Annotated in this window: 23 protein-coding genes and 1 tRNA gene; 10 read left to right on the top strand and 14 right to left on the bottom strand. The window is 53.2% G+C overall.

Translation table 11 applies throughout. From position 1 onward, the window contains the following. Window positions 1–202 precede the first annotated feature (202 nt). Window positions 203–1,282 (top strand): fasciclin domain-containing protein, encoded by a 1,080-nt coding sequence (locus GOX21_RS00910; RefSeq protein ID WP_170374860.1) that lies wholly within the window; start codon window positions 203–205, stop codon window positions 1,280–1,282. Between the two features lie 49 nt (window positions 1,283–1,331). Here the strand turns inward: GOX21_RS00910 and rpoH are convergent, their stop codons facing one another. Beyond that, on the bottom strand, window positions 1,332–2,228 hold the full coding sequence (gene rpoH, locus GOX21_RS00905; protein ID WP_170348370.1) for an RNA polymerase sigma factor RpoH: 897 nt from the start codon (window positions 2,226–2,228) through the stop codon (window positions 1,332–1,334). A gap of 146 nt (window positions 2,229–2,374) precedes the next feature. Next, window positions 2,375–3,409: an RluA family pseudouridine synthase gene (locus GOX21_RS00900; protein ID WP_170374858.1), complete on the bottom strand. Its 1,035-nt coding sequence runs from the start codon at window positions 3,407–3,409 to the stop codon at window positions 2,375–2,377. Here GOX21_RS00900 and GOX21_RS00895 point away from each other — a divergent pair. Beyond that, entirely contained in the window at window positions 3,408–3,713 is a 306-nt protein-coding gene (locus tag GOX21_RS00895; RefSeq protein WP_170374856.1) for a DUF6476 family protein, read from the top strand. The genes GOX21_RS00900 and GOX21_RS00895 overlap by 2 nt on opposite strands. 3 nt (window positions 3,714–3,716) lie before the next feature. Here the strand turns inward: GOX21_RS00895 and GOX21_RS00890 are convergent, their stop codons facing one another. The 8 genes from GOX21_RS00890 to GOX21_RS00855 form a co-directional block, all read right to left on the bottom strand. Then, a complete protein-coding gene (locus GOX21_RS00890) occupies window positions 3,717–4,700 on the bottom strand; it encodes a hypothetical protein (protein ID WP_170374854.1) in 984 nt (327 codons plus the stop codon). 31 nt (window positions 4,701–4,731) lie between these two features. Beyond that, window positions 4,732–5,730, bottom strand: a complete 999-nt coding sequence (locus tag GOX21_RS00885) for a glycosyltransferase family 2 protein (RefSeq protein WP_170374853.1) — start codon at window positions 5,728–5,730, stop codon at window positions 4,732–4,734. A gap of 110 nt (window positions 5,731–5,840) precedes the next feature. Beyond that, window positions 5,841–7,838 carry a hypothetical protein gene (locus GOX21_RS00880; RefSeq protein ID WP_170374850.1) on the bottom strand — a complete coding sequence of 666 codons (1,998 nt, stop codon included), beginning with the start codon at window positions 7,836–7,838 and terminating at the stop codon, window positions 5,841–5,843. Continuing rightward, window positions 7,835–8,776 carry a hypothetical protein gene (locus tag GOX21_RS00875; protein ID WP_170374848.1) on the bottom strand — a complete coding sequence of 314 codons (942 nt, stop codon included), beginning with the start codon at window positions 8,774–8,776 and terminating at the stop codon, window positions 7,835–7,837. Before GOX21_RS00875 ends, GOX21_RS00880 begins: the two co-directional genes overlap by 4 nt. Window positions 8,777–8,781: 5 nt before the next feature. Further along, on the bottom strand, window positions 8,782–9,765 hold the full coding sequence (locus tag GOX21_RS00870; RefSeq protein ID WP_170357924.1) for a glycosyltransferase family 2 protein: 984 nt from the start codon (window positions 9,763–9,765) through the stop codon (window positions 8,782–8,784). Between the two features lie 362 nt (window positions 9,766–10,127). After that, entirely contained in the window at window positions 10,128–10,502 is a 375-nt protein-coding gene (locus GOX21_RS00865; RefSeq protein WP_170374846.1) for a hypothetical protein, read from the bottom strand. A gap of 137 nt (window positions 10,503–10,639) precedes the next feature. Next, a complete protein-coding gene (locus GOX21_RS00860; protein WP_170374844.1) occupies window positions 10,640–10,918 on the bottom strand; it encodes a hypothetical protein in 279 nt (92 codons plus the stop codon). A 271-nt stretch (window positions 10,919–11,189) separates the two neighbouring features. Further along, window positions 11,190–12,131 (bottom strand): response regulator, encoded by a 942-nt coding sequence (locus tag GOX21_RS00855; protein ID WP_170348362.1) that lies wholly within the window; start codon window positions 12,129–12,131, stop codon window positions 11,190–11,192. A 556-nt stretch (window positions 12,132–12,687) separates the two neighbouring features. Between GOX21_RS00855 and GOX21_RS00850 the strand changes: the two genes are divergently transcribed. Together GOX21_RS00850 and GOX21_RS00845 are read left to right on the top strand one after the other, a co-directional pair. Next, window positions 12,688–13,428: an acyl-homoserine-lactone synthase gene (locus GOX21_RS00850; protein WP_226688584.1), complete on the top strand. Its 741-nt coding sequence runs from the start codon at window positions 12,688–12,690 to the stop codon at window positions 13,426–13,428. Between the two features lie 403 nt (window positions 13,429–13,831). Then, window positions 13,832–14,968, top strand: a complete 1,137-nt coding sequence (locus GOX21_RS00845; protein WP_170374842.1) for a response regulator — start codon at window positions 13,832–13,834, stop codon at window positions 14,966–14,968. Between the two features lie 63 nt (window positions 14,969–15,031). Here GOX21_RS00845 and GOX21_RS00840 read toward each other — a convergent pair whose 3' ends face one another. Next, window positions 15,032–16,396: a cytochrome P450 gene (locus tag GOX21_RS00840; protein ID WP_170374840.1), complete on the bottom strand. Its 1,365-nt coding sequence runs from the start codon at window positions 16,394–16,396 to the stop codon at window positions 15,032–15,034. 271 nt (window positions 16,397–16,667) lie between these two features. Between GOX21_RS00840 and GOX21_RS00835 the strand changes: the two genes are divergently transcribed. Then, the gene (locus tag GOX21_RS00835) at window positions 16,668–18,101 is read left to right on the top strand and encodes a sensor histidine kinase (RefSeq protein ID WP_170374830.1); all 1,434 of its coding nucleotides are present in this window, start codon (window positions 16,668–16,670) and stop codon (window positions 18,099–18,101) included. A gap of 826 nt (window positions 18,102–18,927) precedes the next feature. On the opposite strand, the gene GOX21_RS00830 is transcribed toward GOX21_RS00835, so the two are convergent. Then, window positions 18,928–19,014 (bottom strand) — tRNA-Leu (locus tag GOX21_RS00830). Between the two features lie 142 nt (window positions 19,015–19,156). Here GOX21_RS00830 and GOX21_RS00825 point away from each other — a divergent pair. Together GOX21_RS00825 and lipB are read left to right on the top strand one after the other, a co-directional pair. Further along, window positions 19,157–19,816, top strand: coding sequence for a DsbA family oxidoreductase (locus tag GOX21_RS00825; RefSeq protein WP_170374829.1), 660 nt, complete (start codon window positions 19,157–19,159; stop codon window positions 19,814–19,816). A 39-nt stretch (window positions 19,817–19,855) separates the two neighbouring features. After that, on the top strand, window positions 19,856–20,512 hold the full coding sequence (lipB, locus tag GOX21_RS00820; protein WP_170374827.1) for a lipoyl(octanoyl) transferase LipB: 657 nt from the start codon (window positions 19,856–19,858) through the stop codon (window positions 20,510–20,512). A gap of 289 nt (window positions 20,513–20,801) precedes the next feature. On the opposite strand, the gene GOX21_RS00815 is transcribed toward lipB, so the two are convergent. Then, window positions 20,802–21,746 carry a cation diffusion facilitator family transporter gene (locus tag GOX21_RS00815; protein WP_170374825.1) on the bottom strand — a complete coding sequence of 315 codons (945 nt, stop codon included), beginning with the start codon at window positions 21,744–21,746 and terminating at the stop codon, window positions 20,802–20,804. Between the two features lie 81 nt (window positions 21,747–21,827). On the opposite strand from GOX21_RS00815, the gene GOX21_RS00810 reads away from it, so the two are divergent. After that, the gene (locus GOX21_RS00810; RefSeq protein ID WP_170374824.1) at window positions 21,828–22,253 is read left to right on the top strand and encodes a MerR family transcriptional regulator; all 426 of its coding nucleotides are present in this window, start codon (window positions 21,828–21,830) and stop codon (window positions 22,251–22,253) included. Here GOX21_RS00810 and GOX21_RS00805 read toward each other — a convergent pair whose 3' ends face one another. Next, complete coding sequence (locus GOX21_RS00805) at window positions 22,254–22,673, bottom strand: HIT family protein (RefSeq protein WP_170348354.1); 420 nt, start codon at window positions 22,671–22,673, stop codon at window positions 22,254–22,256. It lies immediately after the preceding gene. 304 nt (window positions 22,674–22,977) lie between these two features. On the opposite strand from GOX21_RS00805, the gene ctaD reads away from it, so the two are divergent. Both ctaD and GOX21_RS00795 read left to right on the top strand, forming a co-directional pair. Beyond that, window positions 22,978–24,636, top strand: a complete 1,659-nt coding sequence (gene ctaD, locus GOX21_RS00800; protein ID WP_170348353.1) for a cytochrome c oxidase subunit I — start codon at window positions 22,978–22,980, stop codon at window positions 24,634–24,636. Window positions 24,637–24,798: 162 nt separating this feature from the next. Then, on the top strand, window positions 24,799–25,827 hold the full coding sequence (locus GOX21_RS00795) for a bestrophin family protein (RefSeq protein ID WP_170374823.1): 1,029 nt from the start codon (window positions 24,799–24,801) through the stop codon (window positions 25,825–25,827). Window positions 25,828–25,925: the final 98 nt, after the last annotated feature.

Raw genomic sequence — 25,925 nt, 5'->3', positions numbered from 1 at the left:
CCTTGTGATTCAAATTGTTGAAATTTAAATGAGATTCGGCGCCGCCAAACCGGATCTTATCCAGGCTCTCAATTGATAAATCCGAATTTCGTGATCCGTTTTCCAACTCACTCCGTAACAACTTTATCGCCGGGGAGAGATACCTGACCTGTCAGCATTACTCCCGACCAAAGGCGCGCAACCGGGTGGGAGATAAACCGATATGCCAGCTAATACAGAACTACCTTCGATTACCGGAAAAGTCCTGGAACTAAGCGGGGACCCGGGAACCTTCGACCATAACGCTCATGATTTCGACATCCTTCGCGAGGCTGTTCTTGCAGCAGGTCTGGACGGAGCGTTGGCCGACCCCAACGCCGATCTGACCGTTTTTGCGCCGAAAGATGCGGCATTCATCGGATTGGCTCAGGCTTTGGGCTTTGAAGGCTCGGACGAAGCCGGAGCGATCAATCACATCGTGAAAGCCCTGACCCTTTTAGGCGGTGGCGATCCGATACCTCTGCTGACCGAGATTCTAACCTATCACGTCGTCGATGGGTCATTCACGAAACAAGAGGTCGTCAGTTTGGGTGACGGTGCGGCCATCGAAACGCTGCAGGGTGGTGAAGTGGAACTGAACCTTTCCAGCATGCCACCCAGCCTGGGCGATGCGGACCCGGGAATCGACGATCCAGGTCTTGTCGGATTCGACGTTCCCGCCTCGAACGGGATCATCCACGTTTTGGATGGGGTTCTGCTGCCGGTATCCGTGACCGGTATCCTGGGCCAGAAGAATACAGATTTCATTCTGGGAGATGACTCGGACGAATTCCACTTCACCGGTCGTGGCAAGGATTTTGTGCATGGTGGTGGCGGAAATGACGTCATCGGCGCCGGTCGCGGTAAGGATATTGTTCTAGGTGGTGATGGCAATGACACCATTTTCGGCGGTCGTGGCATGGACATTCTGCGCGGCGATGATGGGAACGACAAAATCTTTGGCGGTCGCGGCAAAGACCTGATCGATGGCGGCGCTGACGATGACTTTTTGGTCGGCGGCCGTGGGCGTGACACCTTTTTCTTCGAAGAAGGCGACGGAGAAGATACCATCCTCGACTTCGAGATCGGCAAGGACAAGATCGACCTCAGCGGCTACGACGGTATCGACAGCTTCGAGGATATCGAAGACCACATCGAAAGCGGGTTCTTCCGCACCACAATCGAGTTGGGAGATGGCGACAGCATCGATCTACTTGGTGTTGGAAACGGTCAACTGTCGGAAAGCGATTTTATCTTCGCTTAAACAAAAAAAGCCCGCCATCTACGGCGGGCTTTCTTTGCTTGGGTCCGTCTCAGACGTTGCCCAGCATCCCTTTTTCACGCGCCAATTCGCGCATTTTCTTTTGGAGCTTCTCAAACGCACGAACCTCGATCTGACGAATACGCTCGCGGCTGACATTGTACTGCGTACTCAGGTCCTCCAGCGTGACGGGCTGATCCATCAAGCGGCGCTGTGTCAGGATGTCCTTTTCCCGATCATTCAGGACTTCCAGAGCAGCCGCCAGAAGCTCGCGCCGGGCGTCCAGCTCGTCGCGGGCTTCGTAATCGCCAGCCTGATCGGCATCCTCATCCTCAAGCCAATCCTGCCACTGCATGGTGCCTTCGCCTTCGGACCCAACAGTCGCGTTCAACGAAGCGTCGCCACCGGACATACGGCGGTTCATGCTGATGACTTCTTCTTCGGTCACGCCCAGATCATTGGCGATCTGCTTGACGTTCTCGGGACGCAGGTCGCCTTCTTCCAGCGCACCAATGCGTGCCTTGGCTTTGCGCAGGTTGAAGAACAGCTTTTTCTGCGCGCTGGTCGTGCCCAGTTTCACCATGGACCACGACCGCAGGACGTACTCTTGGATCGAGGCGCGAATCCACCACATGGCATAAGTCGCCAACCGGAAACCTTTTTCCGGGTCGAACTTTTTGACAGCCTGCATCAGGCCCACGTTGGCCTCGGAAATCACCTCGGCCTGCGGCAAACCATAACCGCGATAGCCCATGGCAATCTTGGCCGCCAATCGCAGATGCGATGTGACCATTTTATGAGCCGCTTCAGTATCTTGCTCTTCGACCCAACGCTTCGCCAGCATGTACTCTTCTTCCGGCTCCAGCAGCGGAAATTTGCGAATTTCCTGCATATAGCGGTTCAGGCCGCCTTCTGGCGTCGGCGCGGGGAGATTTGCGTAATTTGCCATGATTCATGTCCCTCCGACAAATGTTTAATTCGTTAACATGGGATATGGGAGGTCGTCCCAATCCGTTCAAGAGGTACCGTTAACAGTTTGGAATTAACGATAGATAAAGGAAACCAAAGAAAGTCTTAATCACGTAACTTTACGCATTATGTCAGCGGTGCGCGAAGCTGTTCAATCAGTTTCTGCATATCTTCGGGCAATTCGGCCTCAAACCGCAGGTTTTCACCAGTTACCGGGTGTTCAAAACCCAACACAGCGGCGTGGAGCGCCTGCCGCGGAAAGGCTCTCACGGCCTCGGCTGTGGTCGCGCTGAACGCCTTGGCGGCCAGTTTTCGCTTGCCGCCGTAAACCGGATCGCCCACCAAACCGTGCCCGGCATGGGCCATGTGTACGCGGATCTGGTGCGTGCGCCCGGTCTCCAACCAGCATTCGATCAAAGCCAACCCTGCTGGTGATCCAAAAACCTCGACCAGACGTGCCCGCGTCACCGCATGACGCCCGCCATGAAACAGCACCGCCTGCCTTTGCCGGTCGGTCTTGTGCCGTGCCAGTTGCGTGGTCAGGCGCATGATGTTTCCGGGCTCGAAGCTGACGCCTTTGACACCGCGCAAACGAGGGTCATTCGCATCCGGCACGCCGTAGCAAATCGCGCGATAGTAGCGCTCGACCGTGTGCGCCTCGAACTGTGCAGCCAGACCGTGATGGGCCGCATCGGATTTCGCCACCACCAGCAGGCCGCTGGTTTCCTTGTCGATGCGATGTACGATTCCGGGACGCTTGACCCCGCCTACCCCGGACAGGTCGTCACCGCAGTGATGCAGCAACGCATTGACCAATGTACCGCTCGGAGACCCCGGCGCAGGATGCACAACCATGCCCGCCGGTTTGTTGATAACGACCAGGTCTGCGTCCTCAAAGACAATCTCCAACGGGATATCTTCAGGACCAATATGGCTGTCCTCTGCCTCATTCACGGTAATCGCCACGGATGCGCCCTCGGCCACTTTGGCTTTTGGGTCGCGCGCCTCGATGCCGTCGATCAGAACAGCGCCCTGATCAATCAGCCGGGCCAACCGCGTGCGCGAGAGGTTTTCATCGGCTGGCACATCCCGCGAAAGCGCCTTATCAAGACGAGGCGGCGGATCGGCCGCAATCTGAAATTCAATCTGGCGGGTGCCCATGACTGTCCCTTCCGAACCCCAAGAACCGCAGGAAACACCGCAGCTTCGCCTGCTGCGGAGAATGGTCATGTTGTTGACCGCGGTGATGATTGGCGGGGTTCTAGTGACATTCGCGCTGATTGTCATCCGACTAACGGACAGAACCCCCACCCTGCCCGATCAGATCGAGCTTCCAGACGGCGCCAAAGCACAGGCAGTGACAATCGGCAGCAACTGGTATGCGGTAGTGACCGATGACAACCGTATTTTGATCTTTGACAAAACAACCGGTCGCCAGCGTCAGGAAATCACCATCGAACGGTAGGGTTCAATCCTCTAGCGCCATTCGAAAGACGATCTCGGACGCGCGGCGCAGGGCGTCGTATTCCTCGGGCGTGTCGCGTCGGAATTTCTGGTCTTCTTCGTTTAGCTCAACCGGCTCAAACAGCCTTGGCCGGTCGGGAAAGAACTCTTGCTGGAATGTGACGTCTTGCTTGGTCAAATACTCATCCAGCCAGGCCCGTTCGTCCGGCTCCAGCACATCATAGCGCCGGATCATGACCGGATCACTGACCACGCGCCGACGCAGCTGGCGACTTTCCTTGCGGCCCATGGAACGTGAGACAATGCCAAAAGCTTCGCTGGCCACACGCGACTGAGATTGGTTAGCGGGCTGTTTAGCCGCCGTGCCGTCCGGCAAAGGCACGCCTATGCGCGACATGAAATCATCCACGATATGGCCTTGGACCATCTGAGCGCGATCATACATCATCGGGACAATCGTAACGCCCGGAAAAGCCTGCCGGATTTGGTCCAGTTTCGCCGAAAAGGTGAAAGTGCCAGGGTCATTCTTGATTTTCGCCAGCCTGCCCCGGACATATTCCGACGCGCTGGTGCCCATACGGCCATTCTTAGCGCGCTGCTTGTAGTCGGCCTCGAAGAAATCCGAGTAGCGGCGGCAATAGTAGGTGATCCGCAAATCGCGCGAGGGGATTTCCGCGAAAACCTGCGCCAACTTGTTCAAGTCGCAGGAATAAAACATCTCTGAAGACACTAGGCAGGTCTGATCGCTGTGCGCCTCATACTCGGATGCCATCAACGCGCGGAACGGGTCCATCGACTCATTGGTCTGATTGATGCGAAAGGCGATGATGTTGTGGCTGATCGCCAGACGTTCGCTCCCTTCCAACCGACGACGGCCCGCCTCAAGATAATGCAAGCCGACATCAGCCAGTGGGGCCTTGTTCTGACGCACATATGCCTGCAACGCAGTCGTGCCGGTCTTGGGCATACCTATATGCAGCCAGAGCATCAGAGACCTCCTGTTTTGGAAATATGCCTGCTCATTCCCTGTGACTGACCGCAAAATCCGTCGTCATCTGCTGCATGAGGTCCTGCATCTCTGGTTGCGCCCGCAGGTCCATGATCTTCTGCCTATGCAGATCGCAGGACAAATGATGCAGCCGGGCCGTTTCAGGATCTGACAGCAACTCGTAATAATGTTCGCGCTTGCGATCCAGGATGACATCGATCGAGCCATCTTCCTCGGCGTTTTGGTTCATCATGTTCCAATAGTCCATGCCAAGGCTTTCCCCCAGATGGTGGGCCCGCCCGCGCATTTTCTTGACCAGGTAGCTTTCACAGGACTTCAGCGCATAGTGATTGATCTGAACCAGATCATACCCAATGGAATCCCGTGCCGAGCGCCAACTGGCGCTAAAATACCGGTCCGGCATCAATTGTCCCGATCCATTGTACCAGTGACAATCTTCCATGGTCTCAACTGTCGGGCGTTTGGGTCGATGAACCCCCAGCGCACTCCAAAGTTCGCGCTGAAACATCGTTTTGAAACCCCAGGCTTGCGGTGGACGGTATTTCTGCTCTTGCGCCGCTCGTCGAAACTGGTCCGACAGGAATCGATCCTCATATCGAACGACACCAGCATTTCCGAACAGGCGCCATGTCATCGAAATCATCTTGGCGTCCGGGATGGCATCGGTCAGAGCGCGCAACGTGTTGTCACCGGTTTTGACGTTGATGTGTTCATCAGCGTCAATCACAACCACCCAGTCTTGCGGCCGCGCCACCTCCATCGCCAAGAATTTTTTGTAGGCGCGCTTTTGGGGGCTGGTCTGACGGCGCGAGTTGTTGTCGACATGAGTGAGGATGCCCCTTTCATCCAACCGGTTCAGCAAAGCATCCGTACCATCCGTGCAGTCGTTGGTCATCACAACCATCTGGTCGACGCCAATAGCCCGATTATGGGCCACCCATTCCAGCACAAAGGGGCCTTCGTTTTTCATTGGGGTTACGCTGATAAATCGGGGGTCCTGATCGGTCATGACTGACTGCCTGTTCATTTATTGTTGCCCCGACACTCTCGGAGGTAGCATTTGGAAATTTTGGGTAAATTACGTTCTATTGCGCTCGCAACCAAGTGAAATCCAGCCATCTACCCGCCTGCCCGTTTCAATTGATTGGTAAAGCGTTTGTAGGTCGGGCACAGATCCCTGGCTTTTTGCAGATACGCCCGGGCTCTTTCCTTTTCACCGCGTTGCAACAGAATTCGGCCGGCCTCACCCTGAACGGAAGCGGTGTCGTGATCAATTTCAGCCGCCTGAATAATCTGGTTTCGCCCCTGCTCTTCCGCGCCGTTTCGCTCTAGAAACCGGCCCATCGCAAAAATCAGAAACGGGTTTCCTGGATCACAGGCCAAAGCCTCTGCCATCGTCAAACGAGCTGAGGCGCGATCACCTTCGGCTTCGTAAAGTTCAGCCAAACGCTTGTGGTAGAGAGGATTATCAGGAACGTTCGCGGTAATATTTCGCATTATATCAACCGCCTGCGCCGCATGGAGTTCTCCCAAATGCATATTCAACACCGTTGCGAAACTCTGCACTCGGGGATCACAGTCCGGGATATCAGTCATACGCACCAGCCCGTCATGCAACTGCTTTAAGCGGTGCTGGCTGTCAAACAACCTGCGCGCTTTTTGATCCAGCGCCAAATCCGACCAGTCCAATAGAAGGAAATCGAAATTGCACGGCAAACGCACCAGTACGTTGCGTTGCGCGACGTGGGAATTGAAGTTGAACCAGGGTCTGCGGATCACCTTTTGCAAAGACCAGTCCGTCGGTGGAAACAGCCGAAGGGCAATCTGATCCCGGTACACAACCCGCGACCCGAAAACCAGAACGTCCGGCCTAATCGGTTTGGCCCAAAAGGCTTGGCTGAAGGCCTGACCGGCCTGCCAGCGCTTTCGCATTTCTCCCAGTGCAGCGGACTTTAGCGCGCATAGTACGGCGTAGTCTTCGGGCCAGACATTTGGATTCTCCAAAGCAAAATCGGCCATTTCCTTGGCCTCTGCCCATCTGCCCAGATAAAACAGGTTGAGCGCCTGCAGCAGTGGCAGAAATGCATTGTCCGCACCTGCATCCAATATCTTCGCGGCAAGCTCGAGGGACTCTTGCGTTCGGTCTTCTGCGTTCAGTCGATTCAAGTGGAAGAGAGCTTTGGCATAGATATGCGCAGCCTCGGATGCGCTCAGAAACTCATCAGACTGCTGATGGAGCCTGATCAATGCTGCTTCGTTGGCAGCCTCGATCTCTGCCTCGCTAAGCACATCGCGAAACACTACGCGTTGTTGCCCAGAGATTCTTGCAGCGGCCATCGAAAAGGCCGAAATAACAGGCGCAATCACCTGATCGGCCCGCGACATCGCATAAAGCTCGAGAAAGTCGCGCTGCGCGCGGGTCATGCCCGAGACATCCGCGATGTCCGACATTTGCAGCAGTTGCGGAAATCGCTTTTGAAACCGGGTGATCAATTCAGCCTGATCCGAAAACATGATGGCCGTTTGCCCGTCGGCTTTCTCCAGATGTGCCTCGTAAAGCTCTTCGAGTTCGATCTTGGCGGGCCAGGTTGTGTGTTTCCACGGCGAACCGTTTAGAATGTCGCCCCGTCGGATGTGATAGGCCGTCACCCCCTGCCCCGAAAGCTTTTCATCCGCCCGGTCCATGATGGCGCGGATTTCGTCCGTAAAGCCGATCTGATGGATGAAATCCCGATACCGAGGGCGGATCGCTTCGATATCCTCCCAGGGAAAGGCCAGCACTTCGAACCCTTCCTCAACCACAACCGACCGGCCCGAATTGAGGTGCGCGATCAGGCGGTCTGGGGTTTTGTCCCCCTGAAAGGTCCAAATTGGCAAAGCCTTGTCGCTGAGTTTTTCAAACGCCTTTGCACTGAGGAATTGCGCATCCATCCAATCCTGGGCAAACAGTTCCTGCGGATGATCCAGCTCGGGTGCATCCGATCCTTTCGGAAACCAATTAACCTTGTAAGTGGTGTTAAAATCCTCGGCCAGACGAATGCAGGTCAGCATCATTAGCAGGCGCGCGCCCATGCGGTCTTTGCGCTGGCCGATGAACACTCCTTTCGCAGGCGTCATTGGGACTTCTCTGCCTCAACCAATGCGGCGCGACGCATTATGCGGAACTTATGGCGCGCCTGACCCACCAACTTTGGGTGACGTTCGCCTGCCTGCGCCTCAATCGCGCGCATCACCATCGGCAACCGGCGCCGTGCGCGCATCATTTTATAGAAATCACCTGCCTCAAGCGATCCGTCCATAGCCTTCTGCATGACGGGCTTGAGGATACCCAGCTTACGCAACATAGGGGCTGCAAAATGGTTCGAAAACCATGTCTTAAGCAGCATGACATTTTCACCCTTCAGCCGAGTGACCTGCTGCCGGTCAAGGTCGAAAAACGGGTCATAGAAGACATAGGCCTTACCCGCCCGCTTCACAGTCTGCGCGGCGTCACCATATGGCAGATCCCAATCCTGCACCCGCCCGAAACGATACCGCGTTTCCCACGGGACCAATCGTTCATCCAGTGACGTCTGAGGGTTAAATGCGATCACATTTGCGCCCGGGACCAATTCAGAAAAGGTCAGCGCCCCAAAGCCACCCATCGAGGCCCCGGCAAAGACGACTTGGTTGAACTGATCGAAAAACCCTTCGGCTGCGCGTTTCTGGAAATACGTGATGATCTCTGGATCTCGATACCAGGCCTTGGTGCGCGCGAATATCCCCATATGCGACCAGCCCTCATCACGAAAGAACTTCCAACCCCAAGGTTCACGCGCAAAGGACAGGTCGTTCGCATTGGCGATATTGTCAAAACTGACAACCAGTTGCGAGGCAGAGCGTCGATGAAACAGCACCGAATGGCGTTCCAGCTTTTGCAGGAAACCGGCCCCATCTCCACCAGGATAGAGTTCGACAAACCACGGCGGTGCAGGGTCGGTCAGAATACGTTCATACCCCGTCTTGCGGTCGGGGTGATCGGGTTTCAACTGCTCTTTCGAAAGGTCGTCTGCCATGATCTTCAGATAAGATTATCCGCCAGCCAAACCCGAAAATCCACCCAGTCAGGCCGCATTTTTATCTCGGCGACCTTGGCACGGTGCCAGTCACAGGCCTTTGCGTGCAGCGCGCCCAACGTTTCGTCCGCCTTCAGCTCTGCCAACAATGGCGCCGCGCGCCGTGCGATGGGCTGAATGGATTGGTCAGCTTCTTTGTTGGCATTCATGTCCTGCCAGTAGGATTGCCCCTGATCCACTTTGATATGGTTGGTCCTCCCCCGGTCTCGCTTGATCAGAAATCCGTCCAGCGATCGAACCGAGTAATGATGCAGGCGCCCAAGTGAATGATCGAACCCACGCCAAGCGCGCCAGCCCACCTTTTCGGCCGGAAACAGCTTGCCCCCGGCGTCAGACCAGGCAATCTCACTTTCCTTGCCTTCTTCCATACCCTTTGGGCGATGCGGGCCAAACCGGGTGAATTTGCCATTGTTGCGAAACAGGGTTTTAAGTCCAAACGCCCGGCCCGAATGGTATGGAAACTCCTGATCTCCCATCGCGAAGGTTTCGGTTACGGGCCTGTCTTCAAAACTGATATTGCCGGAACTGCCAAACAGTTTCCAAGCAAATGAAATCGCATCCACCTGCTGCCCTGCACGGTTTTCGACCTCGGTGATCAACGCGTCAAAGCTGTTGTCGCCGTGGCGGATGTTCCAGAACTCATCTACATCCAGACATAACAGCCAGTCCGCTTCCTTGACCTTGGGTTGACGCCGCGCCCGACGCAGCATCTGATGCTGTGGATTGCCCCCCTCTTTCACCTCGTTCGAGACATGGGTGGCCAACCCCAACTCCTGCAGTCGGCGGGCAATATCGTCGGTGCCATCGTCGCAATCGTTGGTGAAGATCACAAAGTGATCGACCCCCAATGTTTTATGAAACGCGACCCATTCCAGCATATAGGGGCCTTCGTTCTTCATCGTGGTGAATACGGTAATGGCCTGAGACATTAATACTTCCCGACTTGCGTTGACCTTCGTCATACACAACCCAGAAGGCGCGGGCGAGACAGGAATTGGAGTAATCAGCAATCCGGCACAAACTGGTGCAACTCTACCCCGATCCAAGGGGCTAATCGCCATGAATTAAGAAGAGAATGGTGCGGTCGAGAAGCGTCTAGAACAATCGAACTAGAGCCCGTGACCCCTTATTTTTTGAGCGAAACGCCCCAGGGCAGCCTTCAGGTTTCCCTAAATGTGTGCTGTCCTAAGGGCTATTGTGTGCTGTCGCACCTGTCAAGCGGCCATAGTTTCCCTTTGAGATTGATGCGAGGTTATGCGCAATTTCCAATTTCGGCAAAAGCAAAGGAAACTCAGTTCACAAAAATTGCCGTTCCTGAAACTGTCTGCTCATCGTAAGGGTAAGCAACGTTGTCGATCATGACAAAACCGCCAGTCTGAGCGCCAGTCGAACCAATCACTACACCGTTGGCACCAACCTTGGCCGCCTGTTTCTTAAGCTCAATCACCGCGTAATCAATAGATTGTTGATCAGTCCATCCATTACCGCTGCTCGCTCGGACAAGCCCTATAACTTCATAGGAAGATTGTGGGGGCTGTGAGTACAATTTAACTTGCTCAGGATTGATGGCGGGTCGTTGCTGGCCCGTTACAACAGTGGTGCCCTCAGCACAGGCAGCAACGATGGCTACAGAAAAGATGGCAGCAGCAAATTTTGCGAGTTTCATATTCATTCACTTTCGATAATCGGCGTAGGCAATAGAACCCGAGATGCCTACGGGTGAAAGAGGTGAAAATCGGCACCCCAGACCGATCGGTGAGTGATGCATTTAGGGCACGGACTAACCTATTCGACTGGTGAATGTCAGCCGAAAGTCGGAACCCCTGCCCGCAACAGGACAAGGTAAGAACGGGTAAACTCTTCGCTGGCTGCTGTCTTTACGCGCTCAGCGACGTTGACGTTGGCCTTGGCTTCTACATAATCCAGAGCCAACACTTTTGCGTCATTCTCGGAACCGTCAAAATCAGCCATCCGGTCAGTCACGGCGGCAATCTCAACGCGAGCTTCAGAGGCCCTCAGGCCAGCCTCTCGGAGTTCCTTATGGGCTGCCCCTAAGGCGGTGATTATATCGGTGTAAGTCAATCTTATTTCTCTCTAAGACCCAGAACGCAGAGAGGCCCCAAGCGACCACCACGGGTAAACCGAAGTAGCTGCTCAGGGCCTCGTCAGGGGCGTGTTAAGGATCAGTTTAGGCACTGAGAACGGACAAAGTAGGCCAAAAGCACAAAGGTCGAACGTCTGATGAACGAGCGCGCGGATCGATTTAAACCAGCAAAATGAAAAACTCAGGGCGTTCTAATGTATTTTTTACACCAACAGCCTAGTCTCAATCACCATCCATAAATGCAGTTTTTCAACCAATATTCGCCGCTCGGCCTTCCGACATTTCAGCCATTTCGACGGCCTTGTCTATCAAGAACAACGCCTCCATCTTGGTTTTGGCTTTAAGCATAACTTCTTCGCTAACTTGGAAGCCAATTGGCCGACCTGAAGTGGTGTCACCGGAAACTTCTTTCAATGCCTCCGGAAGCGGAGCTCCTAACTGGTCCACGCTCAAATTAACTTGATTGTCGTAGATCACCAAGAACACGCCATTTCCCCAATAGGTCGCCACTTTACGCCCTTCCTGACTAGCTGACAGAACCGCTGTACCAGCTAAAGTCATGGCACTACGGAATTCACTGACCGTGCTCGTTTCATAGATTTGTTCGGCGCCTATACATTTCACCGCCACAAGCTTTGCAGCCATGGAGTGCATCGTTGAAAGCTGAATTACGTAGTTCTCAAATTCAGCTAACCCAATGAAACCGGGCAAATCTCCGAAACATTGCGGATCACTTAAGCGAACGTCCGGACTATTGCCAAAACACAACTCAAAATCCGCTTCAGCTTCCAGCACTTCGATTGCCGCTCTGCGTTCCGCTGCCATTCTATAGGCGTCAGACAACCTCTGCTTCAGATCAGAGAACTCAAAAGGCTTTGTAACGTAGTCCGTCGCCCCAACTCCGAATGCTTCGTCGATGTACTCTTTTTGCACCATGGCGGTCACCATGATAATAGGCGTGTAAGTGTAATCTGGTAATTTTCGCACTTCTTCGCAAAGAGTTATGCCGTTCATTTGCGGCATCTGCACATCCAGTAGCAAGCAGTCGAACGCTTCGTTAGGTCGTGACAGTATTTCAATGGCCTCTCGCCCACTTCTGGCGGTGACGACGTCTTTATAACCGAACGCGTCTAGAACTCTATCTAGCAACTCCAGGATGCTAGGATCGTCGTCTACAGCAAGAATACGCATAACTTTTCACCAACCTTTTACACCTCACCAAACGTTGGGCATTGCAGACTTCAGGCAACGGTTGGCTCGCGCATGATACACTCAGGGTTTTCTCATCCTCTCTTACGAAGACGGCAAAACGGTGACACAAGGTGGGCTTCCTTATGTCTGTGCATTTTTTTTAACTTGCGCAATTCTTCCCGTGCTAGAGCGCATACTGAAAAGCAAATCCCTCCAATTCTTGATGCCATTTTAACTTTGCTCCTATCAGCCGTCACGACCGCCTCGAAACACTATCGGATAGCGAAACCGCACCTGATCCATCGAGAATTTGAAAGGAATACATAAGAGAAGCTAATTTTTTCAAAATGTTGCCAGACATGGGGAAAAAAGTGGAACCTGCGGGAGAAAATAGAAGCCAAGAACTTTCTAAAGTTTTTGGTCAATTAGCGAAGGTAACCAAAGGAAGGGAGGAGATTTAGACACACCTATCCATCTATTCGGGCAACTACCGCATAGGGTTGTGGACTTGCTGAGTTGAATCTTGCCATAAGTGTGTCAGAAATATGAGTAAAATATGGACCAACCACTCAGGTATAAGCAGACATACCCGGTCCCGGAGGAGCTTCCGGAACTGACACCTGCTAACGGCACTTCAGGCGCACCAAATACTTTGGCGCGACTAGAAATATTTGCTGCCAATAGCAGTCCGCCAATGCCACGTGGCAACATTGGCCATATTCGCGCGACTACACTTAATTTTCGCAATATTTCCGAGCATGGCACCCTTCTGACAAAATACCTTGAAACCAGAAAGTCAATTTTCATTGACCAGTTAAAGTGGCAAGTTGGTGAAGCTGACGGGATGGAATTTGACCAATACGACACGCCAGCCTGTCGATGGGTTGTGTTGCATGAATTCGGTGAGGTCTTAGGAGGTGTGCGACTTCTACCCACGACTGCAGAGTGCGGGGTATACAGTTATATGCTGCGCGACGCGCAAAGAGGTATCCTTAAAGGAATACCAACTGACGTTCTATTTATTGACGCCCCGGTAAAGCGCTCTGTTTGGGAAGCATCCCGTTTCTTCGTGGCAAAGGATGTTGCATCGTCGCGCAGGCTTTCGGTTCAACAGGAGTTGTTTCACCAGATGACTACTGTCGCGATGGAAGGTGGTGCGACCAGCATCCTGGGCATCGTCCCCTCAGTCTGGGCACGGTGGTCACGGCGACTGGGCATCAATGCCTCGCCTGTCGGCGCAAAGTTTTCCATCGATGGCACCATCAGTCAGTCGGTTTTATTCAACATCCACAAGTAAATGGAACACCTCACCCACTAGATTGTCTTATTTACTCTTGGACGCCCGACGCATATTTCATTGCAACTAAGGTTGATTTTAAGACTATTGGGAAAACTCGGCTGTATTGCATTTTCGTGGGGTTTCCAGAGTCGGTGCTTAGACTTCCAACCGTTGTTCATTTCCGTAGTTTTGCGATCGTAGACTGCCCTTTAGCGCCAACAGATTGCCGAAAAAATAACGTTAAGAGAAAGCGACGCTAGTTCACAACAATAACTGGCAATTCGTTATTGAGGCCGTTGGCGCCAAATAAAGGTCAAGAAAAAGCCCCTTTCTACGAAGACTTTCTCCATTTTTGCCGCTGTTTCGGCCCACTCTCCTCATAAGTTTATCCCGTTATGAGGATATCGACGGTTCACCAGTTATGAGACATTCCACATTTGGCAGTGATCGGTTCCAAAGAAATTTAGAGCATCGAGCGCAAAGAAAGACCGCACTTACTGTACTGGCGGTTGATGATGATCCTGACATTTTGAAAATGCTCCAGTCAGCACTTCCTGAACTCGAAAACTGCAATGTGGCTGCTGCCAGTTCAGCTGATGAAGCGCTTGGGATGATAGAAGCAGCAGAATCCCCGTTCGACTGTCTGCTTGTTGACATTCAGATGCCTGGAACCTCAGGGATAGAGTTGCTTTCACAAATCCGAAACCTGCCGGAGAATCTGGAAACACCTGTCATAATGCTGACTGCACTGGATGACAGGCACAACATCGAGAAGGCATTTTTAGAAGGCGCGTTTGATTATGTAACTAAACCCTTCGACTTCTTTGAATTGCGCAGCCGTATGAACGCTGCTCACCTTCTGATGATGGAAAGAAGGAAAACCCAATCCTCATCGGCGTCGATAGAAAATCTTCGCAGTGAATTGGATTTCAACCAGAAATTCAATTTCAAGGATCCTTTGTCTATCGACGAGCAGGAACAATGCTTGGGGTATGTCGAATTCGATAACTATGTCGAGCAGCTTTCACGGAGGCGTCGATTTGACACCTGGGTCACCGCAATCAAATTTCGTGACGCCGAGTATCACTTTGATCTGAAGAATTTTGGTGATTTTCGGCGATCTGTTTCCGACATTGGATTCTGCATTGAAAGAACAACACAGGCTGCTGGAGGAATCTATTCCTATCGCGGGAGTGGCGCATTTCTCGTTGTTACACATGGGCGGGAACGCACCCTGAATATTCCGACCGAAGCTTTCCTAAACCAAGAACTAGGGACTGTTCTCAGCAACCGCTGCGCATCTGTCCATCTTAAAGTGGTGAAAGGTACACCGGTATCGCTTCGTTCTTTTACGAAGGTTGGAGCATTCGCCTCTTTGGACATGGCTATCAAAAAAGTGAATCATCGTGAGGCCAATCTCAGAAAGGGTCTGGTTACAACCTCTTCCACATTTTCAGAGCCCACACCGCATCGCAAAGAAATGGTCAACGATAGATTGTTTGATGTAGTCTTGCGTGAGCTGTACGGCGATAACACTTACCTCACTCGCCGGCAGTAAGCTAATTCTATCGCTAGGCCTGACGTCGATCAAAGGTCAGGCCCTGGAGTTTAGATATCAACTTTATTCGCGAACCCGTTCGGCATTGAGGATGAGTGGGCCACTGGTACGCATGGTGAATGTCAAAACTGGTTCCGGTAATTCAGACTCTGTAATCGAAAAATTTATTCGACGGAGCACCGAAGCCATAAGTACCATGATTTCAGTTTCAGCGTACTGAGCACCAATGCAGATTCTGGGACCATCTCCAAATGGAATGTACTGACCTCGAGGTAGTGTAGATCCCAAGAACCGTTCCGGTCGATAGTGGTCAGGAGCATCCCATAGTTTTTCGTTTCTGTGCAAAGAGTAAACTGGGAAGAACAGCGCGTCACCATTTGCAATCTTTACCCCTTTGATTTCAAGGTCGGCAGTTGCGTCTCTAGCAAAGAACGAGGCTGAAGGGTAAAGCCGCAGCGTCTCTTTTACATGGGCGCGCAGGAGTGGCATTGCCTCCAGGTCAGAAAACTCCATTGGACCTTTGGGGCGAACCGACCGAATTTCTTGTCTAACCTTAGCTTGCATATCTTGGTGCAACGCCAGCAGATAATACCCCCAGGCCAGAGCGTTGGCGGAAGTTTCATGACCAGCGACGACAAAGGTTAAAAGGTTGTCAACGGTTGTCGCTTCATCCTCGAAATCTGTTTTCAACGCCTCAATCATGAAATCGAGGAAATCCTGTGGCTCGCTGCGGCATTCGGAGCGACGCTGATCAATAACCTGTCTGGCAAGGTTCCGCATATTAGTCACCGGGGCCAGGCTGCGTAGCCAATTCTTGCGCGGCACCCACTTTGGCAAACCCATTAAATCGAAAAGAGACAAATCAGAAATGTACTCAAAATACTTGATCAGCCCCACGCGTATTTGCTCTGAACTGACTTTCTTGTTACCCGAAAAAATCACCCTGGAAATATTCGTCAACGTTGATGCAGGTGCAATTTGTGCAACATCTACGGGGCCTTCGTGTTCCGCCAATGAATCTGCAATCTCGACACCAGTCTCTGCAAAATGCCGAGCCAGAACCGGGAGGTTCCTGGCGGCGAATAGTGGAGAATACCTACGCCGCTGCTGACGCCATTTTTCCCCTTCAGAGAGTATCAACCCGTTGCCTACAGCCGATCCAATAATGTCTTTAGTGAACTTGGCTTTGGGAAACGAACGGCCCTGCCCGACAAGTAGCTCGGTTATTATTTCAGGATCGCAGATATAGTGTATGTTTAAAGGCCCACGAACATAAGTTTCACGCAGAGTTTCGGCCGGGATGACTTCAAACATGTTTCGACCAGCGGACCTTGCAAACTGAAGCAGTGTCACCGGCTTTTTTGCAAGCCTAGCCGAAACAGGAGCGACAGCGCCCTGCCCCAACTTCGTAAATTCAACTGCAGTCAAACCCCAACCCTTTTAGATTTTCTCCTTCTTTATGGCACATTAAGATAAAAAAAATTGCACTTAGCAACGAGATCGTCAATTCTGGGCGCCCCACACTGCATTTGCGCAACAAAAATTTTTCAACCTCTCACATCAGAATCTTGCGTGAAACGCCAACAATCACGGTGGCCTTCAAAGGATTAGCGCCAAACTGTGAACCCAATTCAGACCAACTAAGTCCTCATTATGCCGCTAATGGTACTGTCCAAGCGCGAAAAACGAAGACATCTAGATGACAGCCATCGACGCCAATCTGCCGGACCGGGATTCTGGTGAAACGGAAAACCGGCTTCTGCAAAACATAATAGATTATACTGCCATGAGCTTTGCGCTTCTGTGGCAGCGGCAGGCTATTTATCTGGCCACGACCATTTTGACTGCGTTCTTCTTCGATCCCGTTAACGCCATGCTGTTCTATGGGACGATCCTCATATGCGAAGCGCAAGACTTATTGCTGGCCAAACGCGTACCGCGCTTAAAGCCAGACCAGCACAAAGCAATTAGTATGATGGTTGCTTGGATTCTGTTGAACACGATCCTCAGCTCAACCGCAATCTGCCTGTATGCTGTTTCAGTTGCTTTCGCACAACCCGCCGGCGGTCACTTTACTCCAATGTTCTTCTTGTTTGCTGCCGCGTTGTTTGCTGCAATGAACAACCATCAGTTTCTGTGGGCAATGATTGTCCGTCTGACCATGTACGGCGTATCGTTCATGTTGATTGTCGTCAAAGATATCTGGACCGAACGCCCCGAGCTTTCATCTGAACTCTGGCTGCACTTCTTCACCGTTATCTTTGTAATGTACTTTCTGATTGACTGTTCGATGGTGTTTCTGAAGCTCTACCGCAGGAATTTGGAACAACTCGAAAAGCTCAAAGCAGAGCACGAAAGGACAAAAGCGGCCTACATTGCGAAAACTCAGTTCATATCGACAGTTAGCCATGAACTGCGTACGCCTCTCACTTCGATCAAGGGATCACTTGACCTAATCAACACAGGCGCATTGGGTGAAGCTCCAGAATCAATGCAAAGCCTCATTCATTTAGCAGGTAAAAACTGCGAACGGCTCGCATCCCTAATCAATGATGTGCTGGACATTCAAAAAATGGAAGCGGGCGAGATGAACTACCGTGAAGGAACTGTTGATGTACATGCGCTGATTCAGGAAGCGATTGCCTGTAACATGGGATACACCAGTGCTCACAACGTAGAAATTGTAGAAGACTTAAGGGGAAACAATGATCTGTACGTTAAAGGTGATGCCTCCCGCCTTCTTCAGGTGTTGGCCAACATTATCTCCAACGCAGCTAAATTCTCCCTTGATGGAGGCGAGATAACCGTCGGATGCGAGAAAGTCGGCGGGAATATTCGCCTCTTCGTCAAAGACCATGGCATCGGGATACCTGAGGGGTTCCATGACAAAGTTTTCGATCGCTTTTCCCAGATAGACTCCTCCGATGAACGTCACGCAGGCGGTACCGGACTCGGGATGCACATTTCAAAGGAAATTGTTGAGCATTTTGGCGGTACAATAGACTACAGAAGCAAACTTGGTGAAGGCACAGAGTTCTTTGTTATGTTTCCCGCGATAAGCGGGCACGAGGTAGGTTCCGCCGGAGCCGAGCACACCTCACTACCCTGCGCCGTGCAATCCAAGCAACTTTAGCCGAATCCCACTAAGCAGGTCACCATGCTTTTTCGAAGGAATCCCATGGTTTCAGAGCGGATTCTTCGCAGTAAAGTTAACGCCAAAACTACATGACCTCATGACAAGCTCGAAACCGCCTGCGGTAAAATGAGGGAGCCTGCATATTGCCAATGCAACTCCAAAAAAAGAAAATGCTGTTCCGGTCATGAGATCGGAACAGCAAACTCGTTACCAGGTACAATTCCGAAGATGCAGTAGATTCACAACTTTCGGCAAATAGGCCTACTACTTGCAGGCCGCGATATTTCAACGAACATCATAAGGGATGAGCTGTCCAAGCACCGAGAAATTCTCGTGTTTTGTTCGTTTTAGTTGTTCTAACTGATGTAAACCGGAAACAAAAAAGCCAATGACCGCCGGACTGTCAACATATTCAGCTTCTTCATCGATTGGGCGCACTCTATTTGAACTAATTCACTCAAGTTTTGACGCCCAACTCTGATTGTATGGTCGTCACAGTTCTTAAGCCCGTATTGCACGTTTACTTCTATATTCGCGGCTAATCAGCCTTCACAGGTGCGGCAGCTAATTACGTTGACGCACTCATACAGCCTTTTAACCAGCAGTGGAGATTCACCCTCGATAAACAGTAGTTGGTGGAAGCCATTGATGTACTTGATCGGTTGTCGGGCACTCTACTCGACGATCGGAGGCATCAGCGCACGCGTGCAGAAGCAGCGAAAGCGACTACGTTGCGCCGATGACCAAATCACAAGCCTTTAGGTGGACCAAGATCGTTCACGCCAACATGATAAATTGAAATTACACAACGAGATGAATTGTATGGTGCGGTCGAGAAGACTCGAACTTCCACGGGTGTTACCCCACAGCGACCTCAACGCTGCGCGTCTACCAATTCCGCCACGACCGCACTGCCAGTGACTTGGTAGAGGCGCGTATAGACGCAGATGATCAGGATGTGAAGAGACAAAAACACGCCAGTTTGAATTCCCCGCCTGCATTCATATCTGTATCGTCAACGTATCCTTCATCTTCCGCTCAGGAGTCTGAACATGACTACCGCAGATCCCCGCCCCGTGCTTCAGATCAACATCATTTCAGACATTGTCTGCCCCTGGTGTATTGTTGGATTTCAACAGCTTGATCTGGCCTTGAAGCAGGAAAATGTTCTGGCGCGCCTCAGATGGCATCCGTTTGAACTGAACCCCAATATGCCGCCCGATGGTCAGAACCTACGCGAGCATATCATGGAGAAATACGGCTCGACCGCGGAACAAAGCCAACAGAATCGAGATCGGCTGACGCAGCTTGGAGTCGAACTGGGGTTTGCGTTCAATTTCAATGAAGACAGCCGAATGGTGAACACCTTTGCGGCCCACCAACTGTTGGACTGGGCCGAAGCTCAGGGCCGCCAGCATCCGCTGAAACTGGCCCTGTTCAAGGCGTATTTCACCGACCAGAAGGATGTGTCGAAGGTTGATGTGTTGCTTGAAGCGGTTGCCGAGGCCGGTCTGCCCGTTGATGCGGCGCGATCTGCGCTGGAATCCGGTGCGCATGTCGCCGCAGTACGTAAGAAGCAAGAGTTCTGGACCAGCCGGAGTATTTCCGGTGTCCCGTCGATGGTGTTCGGCGGCAAATATCTGGTGACTGGGGCACAGGGTACAGACACCTATGCCAAGATTCTGCAAAGGTGCCTGGCCGAGGCCGCCTGACCCCTTCCCCTTGCCGCACCTGCGCGATATGGAACCGCCATGGAATGGAAGATCACCGACGGGTTAACTGATTACACTGAAGCCGTCGCCTTTATGGAGGCGCGCGTCGCGGCCATCGCTGCGGGCGAGGCGGACGAGTGTGTCTGGCTGCTGGAACACCCGCCGCTCTATACGGCAGGCACCTCGGCCCGGTCCGAGGATCTGACGGATCCAGATCGCTTTCCGGTCTATGAAGCAAAGCGTGGTGGAGAGTATACTTATCACGGCCCCGGTCAGCGCGTGGCTTATGTCATGCTGGACCTGAACAAACGCGGTAAGGACGTGCGGGGCTTTGTCAAAAAGCTTGAGACTTGGGTGATCGCAGCCTTGGCCGAGTTCAACGTTAAAGGCGAAATTCGCGACGGCCGTGTCGGCGTGTGGGTGCAACGTGATGACAAGCCGCTTACGGTGACCGGCCAGCCAGCCGAAGACAAGATCGCAGCCATTGGATTGCGCCTGCGCAAATGGGTCAGCTTTCACGGTATCTCAATCAATGTTGAACCTGATCTTGAGCATTTTTCCGGCATCGTCCCCTGTGGAATCAGCGAGCATGGTGTGACGTCTCTGGTCGATCTAGGCTTGCCTGTAACGATGGCCGACGTGGACGCTGCCTTGCAAAAAACCTTTGCAGATAGTTTCGAAACGGCCATCGCATAGCCTGAATTCGAATCGCCAAACGCGGCAAGGCGAATTGACAATTCCCCCCCAGAATTCTCTTTGTTTCCGAACCCGTATGCAATCTGCCATTTAGCCCGTTAATTTTGAGTTTATTTGGCGGAAAGCTCACTCAGAACGATACAAATTGCGCGTTAACGGGTAGTCTAACTTTACCGTTCTAGAGTGAGTGGTGTGTTAAACCGGTGATCCCGGAAGACCTGGGTGTCGGAAAAAGTGTTTGTTTACGAGTCTGCCGTTCCGACCCCAAAATCGGAACGGCAATTCCTTTTCAGGACCCTTGCAAATTGTCATGTCCAAACCGGGGCAATGCTGCATGCGTTTTGCCCGCGCGCTCTAACTCCAATGTGACATGCCCGATTGCGAACCGCGACCTCAGGGTTTCTTTCACCAACAATCTTATGGTTTCCGCGTCTGTCCAGCTTTGGGCGTCGATCTCAAGATGCGCGGTCAGGGCTGGTTCCTGCTCCTGCATGCTCCAAAGGTGGATATGGTGGACACCGGCCACTCCTTCAGTGGCTTCGATCGCGGTGGCCACATCCTCGGGCGACAGATTGGGCGGCGCGCCCAGCATCAGCACCCGGATCGTTTCTCCGATCTCAGATTTCACGTGCCACAGGATGTAGACCGAGATCAGGATCGTCACCGCAGGGTCGACCCAGGTCCAGCCAAACAGTATGACGGCCGCACCTGCGACAATGACGGCAACCGATCCAAGGGCGTCAGCGACATTGTGGATAAAGGCCGCACGGATGTTCATGCTGTCCTTCGACATCGAATAGGTCAGCGCAGCGGTGATAAGGTCGACGACCAAGGCAAGCGCGGCGATCCAGACAACCATCCAGCCGTTGACAGGCTCGGGCTGGAAAAACCGCATGACACCTTCGTACAACAGATACACCGACAACACGATCAGTGTGGTGTAATTGACCAGCGCCGCGACCACCTCAGCCCGGCCATAGCCAAAACTCATACGCGGATCGGCGGGGCGACGGGCAATCTTACGTGCGAAAAAAGCGATGATCAGGGCGATAGCGTCCGAAAAATTGTGCAATGCGTCTGCAATCAGTGCCAGAGACCCGGAAAGGATGCCGCCGATGACTTGCGCCAGGGTCAGCAGCATGTTCACCCCTATCGCCCCTGCGACGCGCATATCGCCTGCGTCCGGGTCGATATGGTGATGGTTATGTCCCTCGTGGCCGTGATGATGTGCCATGGTGCCGGTGTTCCTTGTTTTGGCTGCACGGCACATGTAATTCCTCTAGTCACTAAAGGTTCAAGAGAGGAAAGCCGAAAAATGTACTCGATCGGAGAGCTTTCCCGGCGAACCGGCGTCAAAGTGCCCACAATCCGGTTCTACGAAGACAAAGGGTTGCTGCCAAAGCCGGAAAGAACGGCTGGAAATCAGCGCCGGTATGTCACTACCGTATTAAATCGGTTGCAGTTCATTCGCCACGGGCGAGACCTTGGCCTGCCTTTGAGCGATATTGAGGCACTGTTATCCTTGGAAGGCGCGCATGGCGATGATTTGAACCGGGCACATGAAATCGCCGAACGTCAATTGGCGGATGTACGCGAGCGTGTCGCCCAATTGGTCAGGCTTGAGGCGGAACTGACCCGTATCGCCTCGGCTTGTGACGGTGGGCACGACCATGTTTGCGCCGTGCTCCACACGTTCGGCGACCACAGCGCGTGCCTTGGGCCGCACGACGGCAAGGGGTGATCAGACCAGCGCTGCTTTGATCTTGTCCGCATGCTGGGCGATCAGGTCGAAGTCACCCATCTTGCCCGGAGGCCGCATGGCAACACCTTCCTGACGCGGCAGGATGTGGACATGCAGGTGAAACACCTCTTGTCCGCCTGCGGCCTCGTTAAATTGCTGAACGGTGACCCCGTCTGCGTCAAACGCCTTGACCACAGCGTTCGCCAGCTTCTGCACGGTTGCCGTCACGGCAGCCAGTTGCGCAGGTGATGCGTCCAGCAGGTTCCGGCAGGGTGTTTTGGGGATCACCAACAGATGCCCGTCGGACCGCGGCATGATATCCATAAAAGCCAGCGTTTCGTCATCCTCGTACACGCGGGTCGCGGGAATTTCCCCGCGCAGGATCTTGGCAAAGATGTTGTCGGGATCGTAAGCGGCCATATCTTGTCTCCGGTTTCGGGAATTGGGGATAGTACTGCGACCCACACAACCGGGGGTCAAGGCGGAACTCTGCCACGCCGCACGAATGGGCAGAAGCGGACCCTTGAAATTTTGACAGCCATCGCCAGATAGGGCCTGACTGAGACCAAGAATTCGCGGGATTTCCTCCCACCCGCGACAATTATTCTTGATCCAGATCAAACTCGGCCATTGAAGGTGCCCCCTTCGCCCTCTAAAACCAGCAGGAATCCCGCGCGCCAGAGAGGTCTGGCTGCGCGGTGCAGTTGCAACAGGAGGCACCTAAATGGCAGACGCAGCCATTCATGGTCACGAGCATGAAGATAATCGCGGATTCTTTACCCGCTGGTTCATGTCGACCAACCACAAGGACATCGGGATTCTGTACCTGATCGTCTCGGCACTAGCCGGTCTGATCTCGGTTCTGATGACCGTTTACATGCGGCTCGAGCTGATGCACCCCGGTGTGCAGTTCATGTGCCTGGAAGGCTTCATGGCCGACCCGTGTACCCCGAACGGACACCTGTGGAACGTGATGATCACCTACCATGGTGTTCTGATGATGTTCTTCGTTGTCATCCCGGCTCTTTTCGGCGGATTTGGCAACTATTTCATGCCGTTGCAGATCGGCGCGCCGGATATGGCGTTCCCGCGGATGAACAACCTGTCCTTCTGGCTGTACGTCGCCGGTACCTCGCTGGGCGTGGCTTCGTTGCTGAGCCCCGGTGGGAACGACCAGCTTGGTTCGGGTGTCGGATGGGTTCTATACCCGCCGCTGTCCACGACCGAGGGCGGCATGTCCATGGACCTTGCGATCTTCGCCGTACACGTATCGGGCGCCTCCTCGATCCTCGGCGCGATCAACATGATCACCACCTTCCTGAACATGCGTGCCCCTGGCATGACGCTGTTTAAGGTGCCGCTATTCAGTTGGTCGATCTTCGTCACTTCGTGGCTGATTCTTCTGTCGCTGCCGGTTCTGGCCGGCGCGATCACCATGTTGCTGATGGACCGCAACTTTGGCTTCACCTTCTTTGACCCGGCAGGTGGCGGTGACCCGATCCTGTATCAGCACATCCTGTGGTTCTTTGGCCACCCGGAAGTGTACATCGTGATCCTGCCCGGCTTCGGCATCATCAGCCACGTGATTGCGACCTTCGCACGCAAGCCGATCTTCGGTTACCTGCCAATGGTCTGGGCGATTATCGCAATTGGCGTTCTGGGCTTCGTCGTATGGGCGCACCACATGTACACCGTTGGCATGTCGCTGCGTCAGCAGGCGTACTTCATGTTGGCCACAATGGTCATCGCGGTGCCGACAGGCGTCAAGGTCTTCTCATGGATTGCCACAATGTGGGGCGGTTCCATCGAGTTCAAGACGCCGATGCTGTTTGCCTTCGGCTTCCTGTTCCTGTTCACCGTTGGTGGTGTGACCGGCGTTGTACTGTCGCAGGCAGGTATCGACCGCGCCTATCATGACACCTACTATGTCGTTGCGCACTTCCACTATGTAATGTCGCTGGGTGCTGTTTTTGCAATCTTTGCCGGTGTCTACTTCTACTTCTCAAAGATGACTGGTCGTCAGTACTCAGAGTTCTGGGGCAAGGTTCACTTCTGGCTGTTCTTCATCGGCGCCAACCTGACCTTCTTCCCGCAGCACTTCCTGGGCCGTCAGGGCATGCCCCGCCGCTACATCGACTATCCTGAGGCTTTCGCCCAGTGGAACTTTGTATCGTCGATTGGTGCGTTTATTTCCTTCGCTTCGTTCCTGCTGTTCTTCGGCATCGTGATCTATGCCCTGCTGCGTGGCGCGAAAGAGACCCGTCCGAACCCTTGGAACGAATACGCGGACACGCTGGAATGGACCCTGCCCTCGCCGCCGCCTGAGCATACGTTCGAGCAGCTGCCAAAGCAGGAAGACTGGGACAAAGGCCACGCGCACTGATCCCGCAGTCCGATAAACCCATTAAAGCCCCGCCTTGAGCGGGGCTTTTTTTTGTGTCCGGTCTCTGCACCCTGTCCGGCACGTGCATAGACACATCCAGCACCATGGGAATAGTATTCAAAAACAGGAATTCAGGGCGCCCCGGCGGAAGACACGCAAACCATGATACTTCATGATGGCATTTCGATTAGAAAACTGCTCAAAGGTTCGGTCGGTTTTATCGGTATCGTTCTGGCCTGGATTTTACTGGTTCAGGTGATCGATGAACTGACGCCGATTGACCTGATTTCGAATCCCAGCCCACCAGTAGCGATGTTGGGTTTGGCAGTGGCGTTTTTTCTGGGCTTCAAGAACACTTCCACCTATGGCCGCTGGACCGAAGCCCGCGGGGTTTGGGGTGATATCGCCAATACAAGCCGGGACTGGGGCAATACGATCAGTACCTTGGTTCAACCAAATGGCTCAGTGATTGAAGAAGACCTGCGCGATGAACTGATCGAGCGGCACATCGCCTGGATAAACATGCTGGCCTATCAGCTGCGCCAACCTGCAATTACCGGTCGCAAACGCAGGCCATGGATGTTCGGCCACAAGCCCGTATCAGGCCACGAAGACCTGCATCAAAATCCCGAAAGCTGGCGGAGTAGTCAACTTGAGGCGGATTTGCCGCTGTTAGAGGACAAGACCAACCGCGCGGCCTGTCTTATCAACCTGCAGGCCCGTCGTTTGTCAGATATGGCGCAACAGGGAAAGATCGACCCCTTCTGGCACGTGGCGCTGATGGATCGCTTATCCCGGTTTACGACGGCGCAAGGCCAGTGCGAGCGGATCAAAAACACTCCATTCCCGCGTCAGGTTGCCGAGGTCGGCCGCCTGTTCAGCTGGATATTCATTTTCCTGTTGCCTCTGGCCTTCAACGACGAACGTTCCATCATGGTGGGCACCGATGCCTCGATGATAAGAACAGTGCTGTTCGACTGGATGACCTTTGCCCCTGTCGGCGCGCTGGTTTGCTGGATCTTCTTTGTGACCGAGCGCGTCAGTGCCTCGATGGAGGATCCGTTCGAAGGGGATGTCACCGACGTGCCAATCTCGGCGCTGTGCCGAACAATCGAGATTGATATGCGTCAGATGACCGGCTGCGGTGTTGCGCCCCAACCCGCGCAACCTGTCGAAAAAGCCCTGTTTTGAACAACGTGCCACCACGCTGGTGAACCGCGTGTTTCAGGCAAAATTCGAAAATCCGACCATTTTAGGGTATGATAGGTGAAGGAACTCTGAGATCGGAG

This window comes from Ruegeria atlantica (assembly GCF_013032005.1).
GTDB classification, from domain to species: Bacteria; Pseudomonadota; Alphaproteobacteria; order Rhodobacterales; family Rhodobacteraceae; genus Ruegeria; species Ruegeria atlantica_A.
The sequence above is the reverse complement of the archived record's forward strand: the minus strand, read 5'-3'. Positions and strand labels throughout refer to the sequence as shown.

Bases quoted from the DNA above. Each gene is read 5' to 3' on its own strand.
- GOX21_RS00910 (WP_170374860.1), top strand. From the start codon at position 203: ATGCCAGCTAATACAGAACTACCTTCGATTACCGGAAAAGTCCTGGAA.
- rpoH (WP_170348370.1), bottom strand. From the start codon at position 2,228: ATGGCAAATTACGCAAATCTCCCCGCGCCGACGCCAGAAGGCGGCCTG.
- GOX21_RS00895 (WP_170374856.1), top strand. From the start codon at position 3,408: ATGACTGTCCCTTCCGAACCCCAAGAACCGCAGGAAACACCGCAGCTT.
- GOX21_RS00900 (WP_170374858.1), bottom strand. From the start codon at position 3,409: ATGGGCACCCGCCAGATTGAATTTCAGATTGCGGCCGATCCGCCGCCT.
- GOX21_RS00890 (WP_170374854.1), bottom strand. From the start codon at position 4,700: ATGCTCTGGCTGCATATAGGTATGCCCAAGACCGGCACGACTGCGTTG.
- GOX21_RS00885 (WP_170374853.1), bottom strand. From the start codon at position 5,730: ATGACCGATCAGGACCCCCGATTTATCAGCGTAACCCCAATGAAAAAC.
- GOX21_RS00880 (WP_170374850.1), bottom strand. From the start codon at position 7,838: ATGACGCCTGCGAAAGGAGTGTTCATCGGCCAGCGCAAAGACCGCATG.
- GOX21_RS00875 (WP_170374848.1), bottom strand. From the start codon at position 8,776: ATGGCAGACGACCTTTCGAAAGAGCAGTTGAAACCCGATCACCCCGAC.
- GOX21_RS00870 (WP_170357924.1), bottom strand. From the start codon at position 9,765: ATGTCTCAGGCCATTACCGTATTCACCACGATGAAGAACGAAGGCCCC.
- GOX21_RS00865 (WP_170374846.1), bottom strand. From the start codon at position 10,502: ATGAAACTCGCAAAATTTGCTGCTGCCATCTTTTCTGTAGCCATCGTT.
- GOX21_RS00855 (WP_170348362.1), bottom strand. From the start codon at position 12,131: ATGCGTATTCTTGCTGTAGACGACGATCCTAGCATCCTGGAGTTGCTA.
- GOX21_RS00850 (WP_226688584.1), top strand. From the start codon at position 12,688: ATGGACCAACCACTCAGGTATAAGCAGACATACCCGGTCCCGGAGGAG.
- GOX21_RS00845 (WP_170374842.1), top strand. From the start codon at position 13,832: ATGAGACATTCCACATTTGGCAGTGATCGGTTCCAAAGAAATTTAGAG.
- GOX21_RS00835 (WP_170374830.1), top strand. From the start codon at position 16,668: ATGACAGCCATCGACGCCAATCTGCCGGACCGGGATTCTGGTGAAACG.
- GOX21_RS00825 (WP_170374829.1), top strand. From the start codon at position 19,157: ATGACTACCGCAGATCCCCGCCCCGTGCTTCAGATCAACATCATTTCA.
- lipB (WP_170374827.1), top strand. From the start codon at position 19,856: ATGGAATGGAAGATCACCGACGGGTTAACTGATTACACTGAAGCCGTC.
- GOX21_RS00815 (WP_170374825.1), bottom strand. From the start codon at position 21,746: ATGGCACATCATCACGGCCACGAGGGACATAACCATCACCATATCGAC.
- GOX21_RS00810 (WP_170374824.1), top strand. From the start codon at position 21,828: ATGTACTCGATCGGAGAGCTTTCCCGGCGAACCGGCGTCAAAGTGCCC.
- GOX21_RS00805 (WP_170348354.1), bottom strand. From the start codon at position 22,673: ATGGCCGCTTACGATCCCGACAACATCTTTGCCAAGATCCTGCGCGGG.
- ctaD (WP_170348353.1), top strand. From the start codon at position 22,978: ATGGCAGACGCAGCCATTCATGGTCACGAGCATGAAGATAATCGCGGA.
- GOX21_RS00795 (WP_170374823.1), top strand. From the start codon at position 24,799: ATGATACTTCATGATGGCATTTCGATTAGAAAACTGCTCAAAGGTTCG.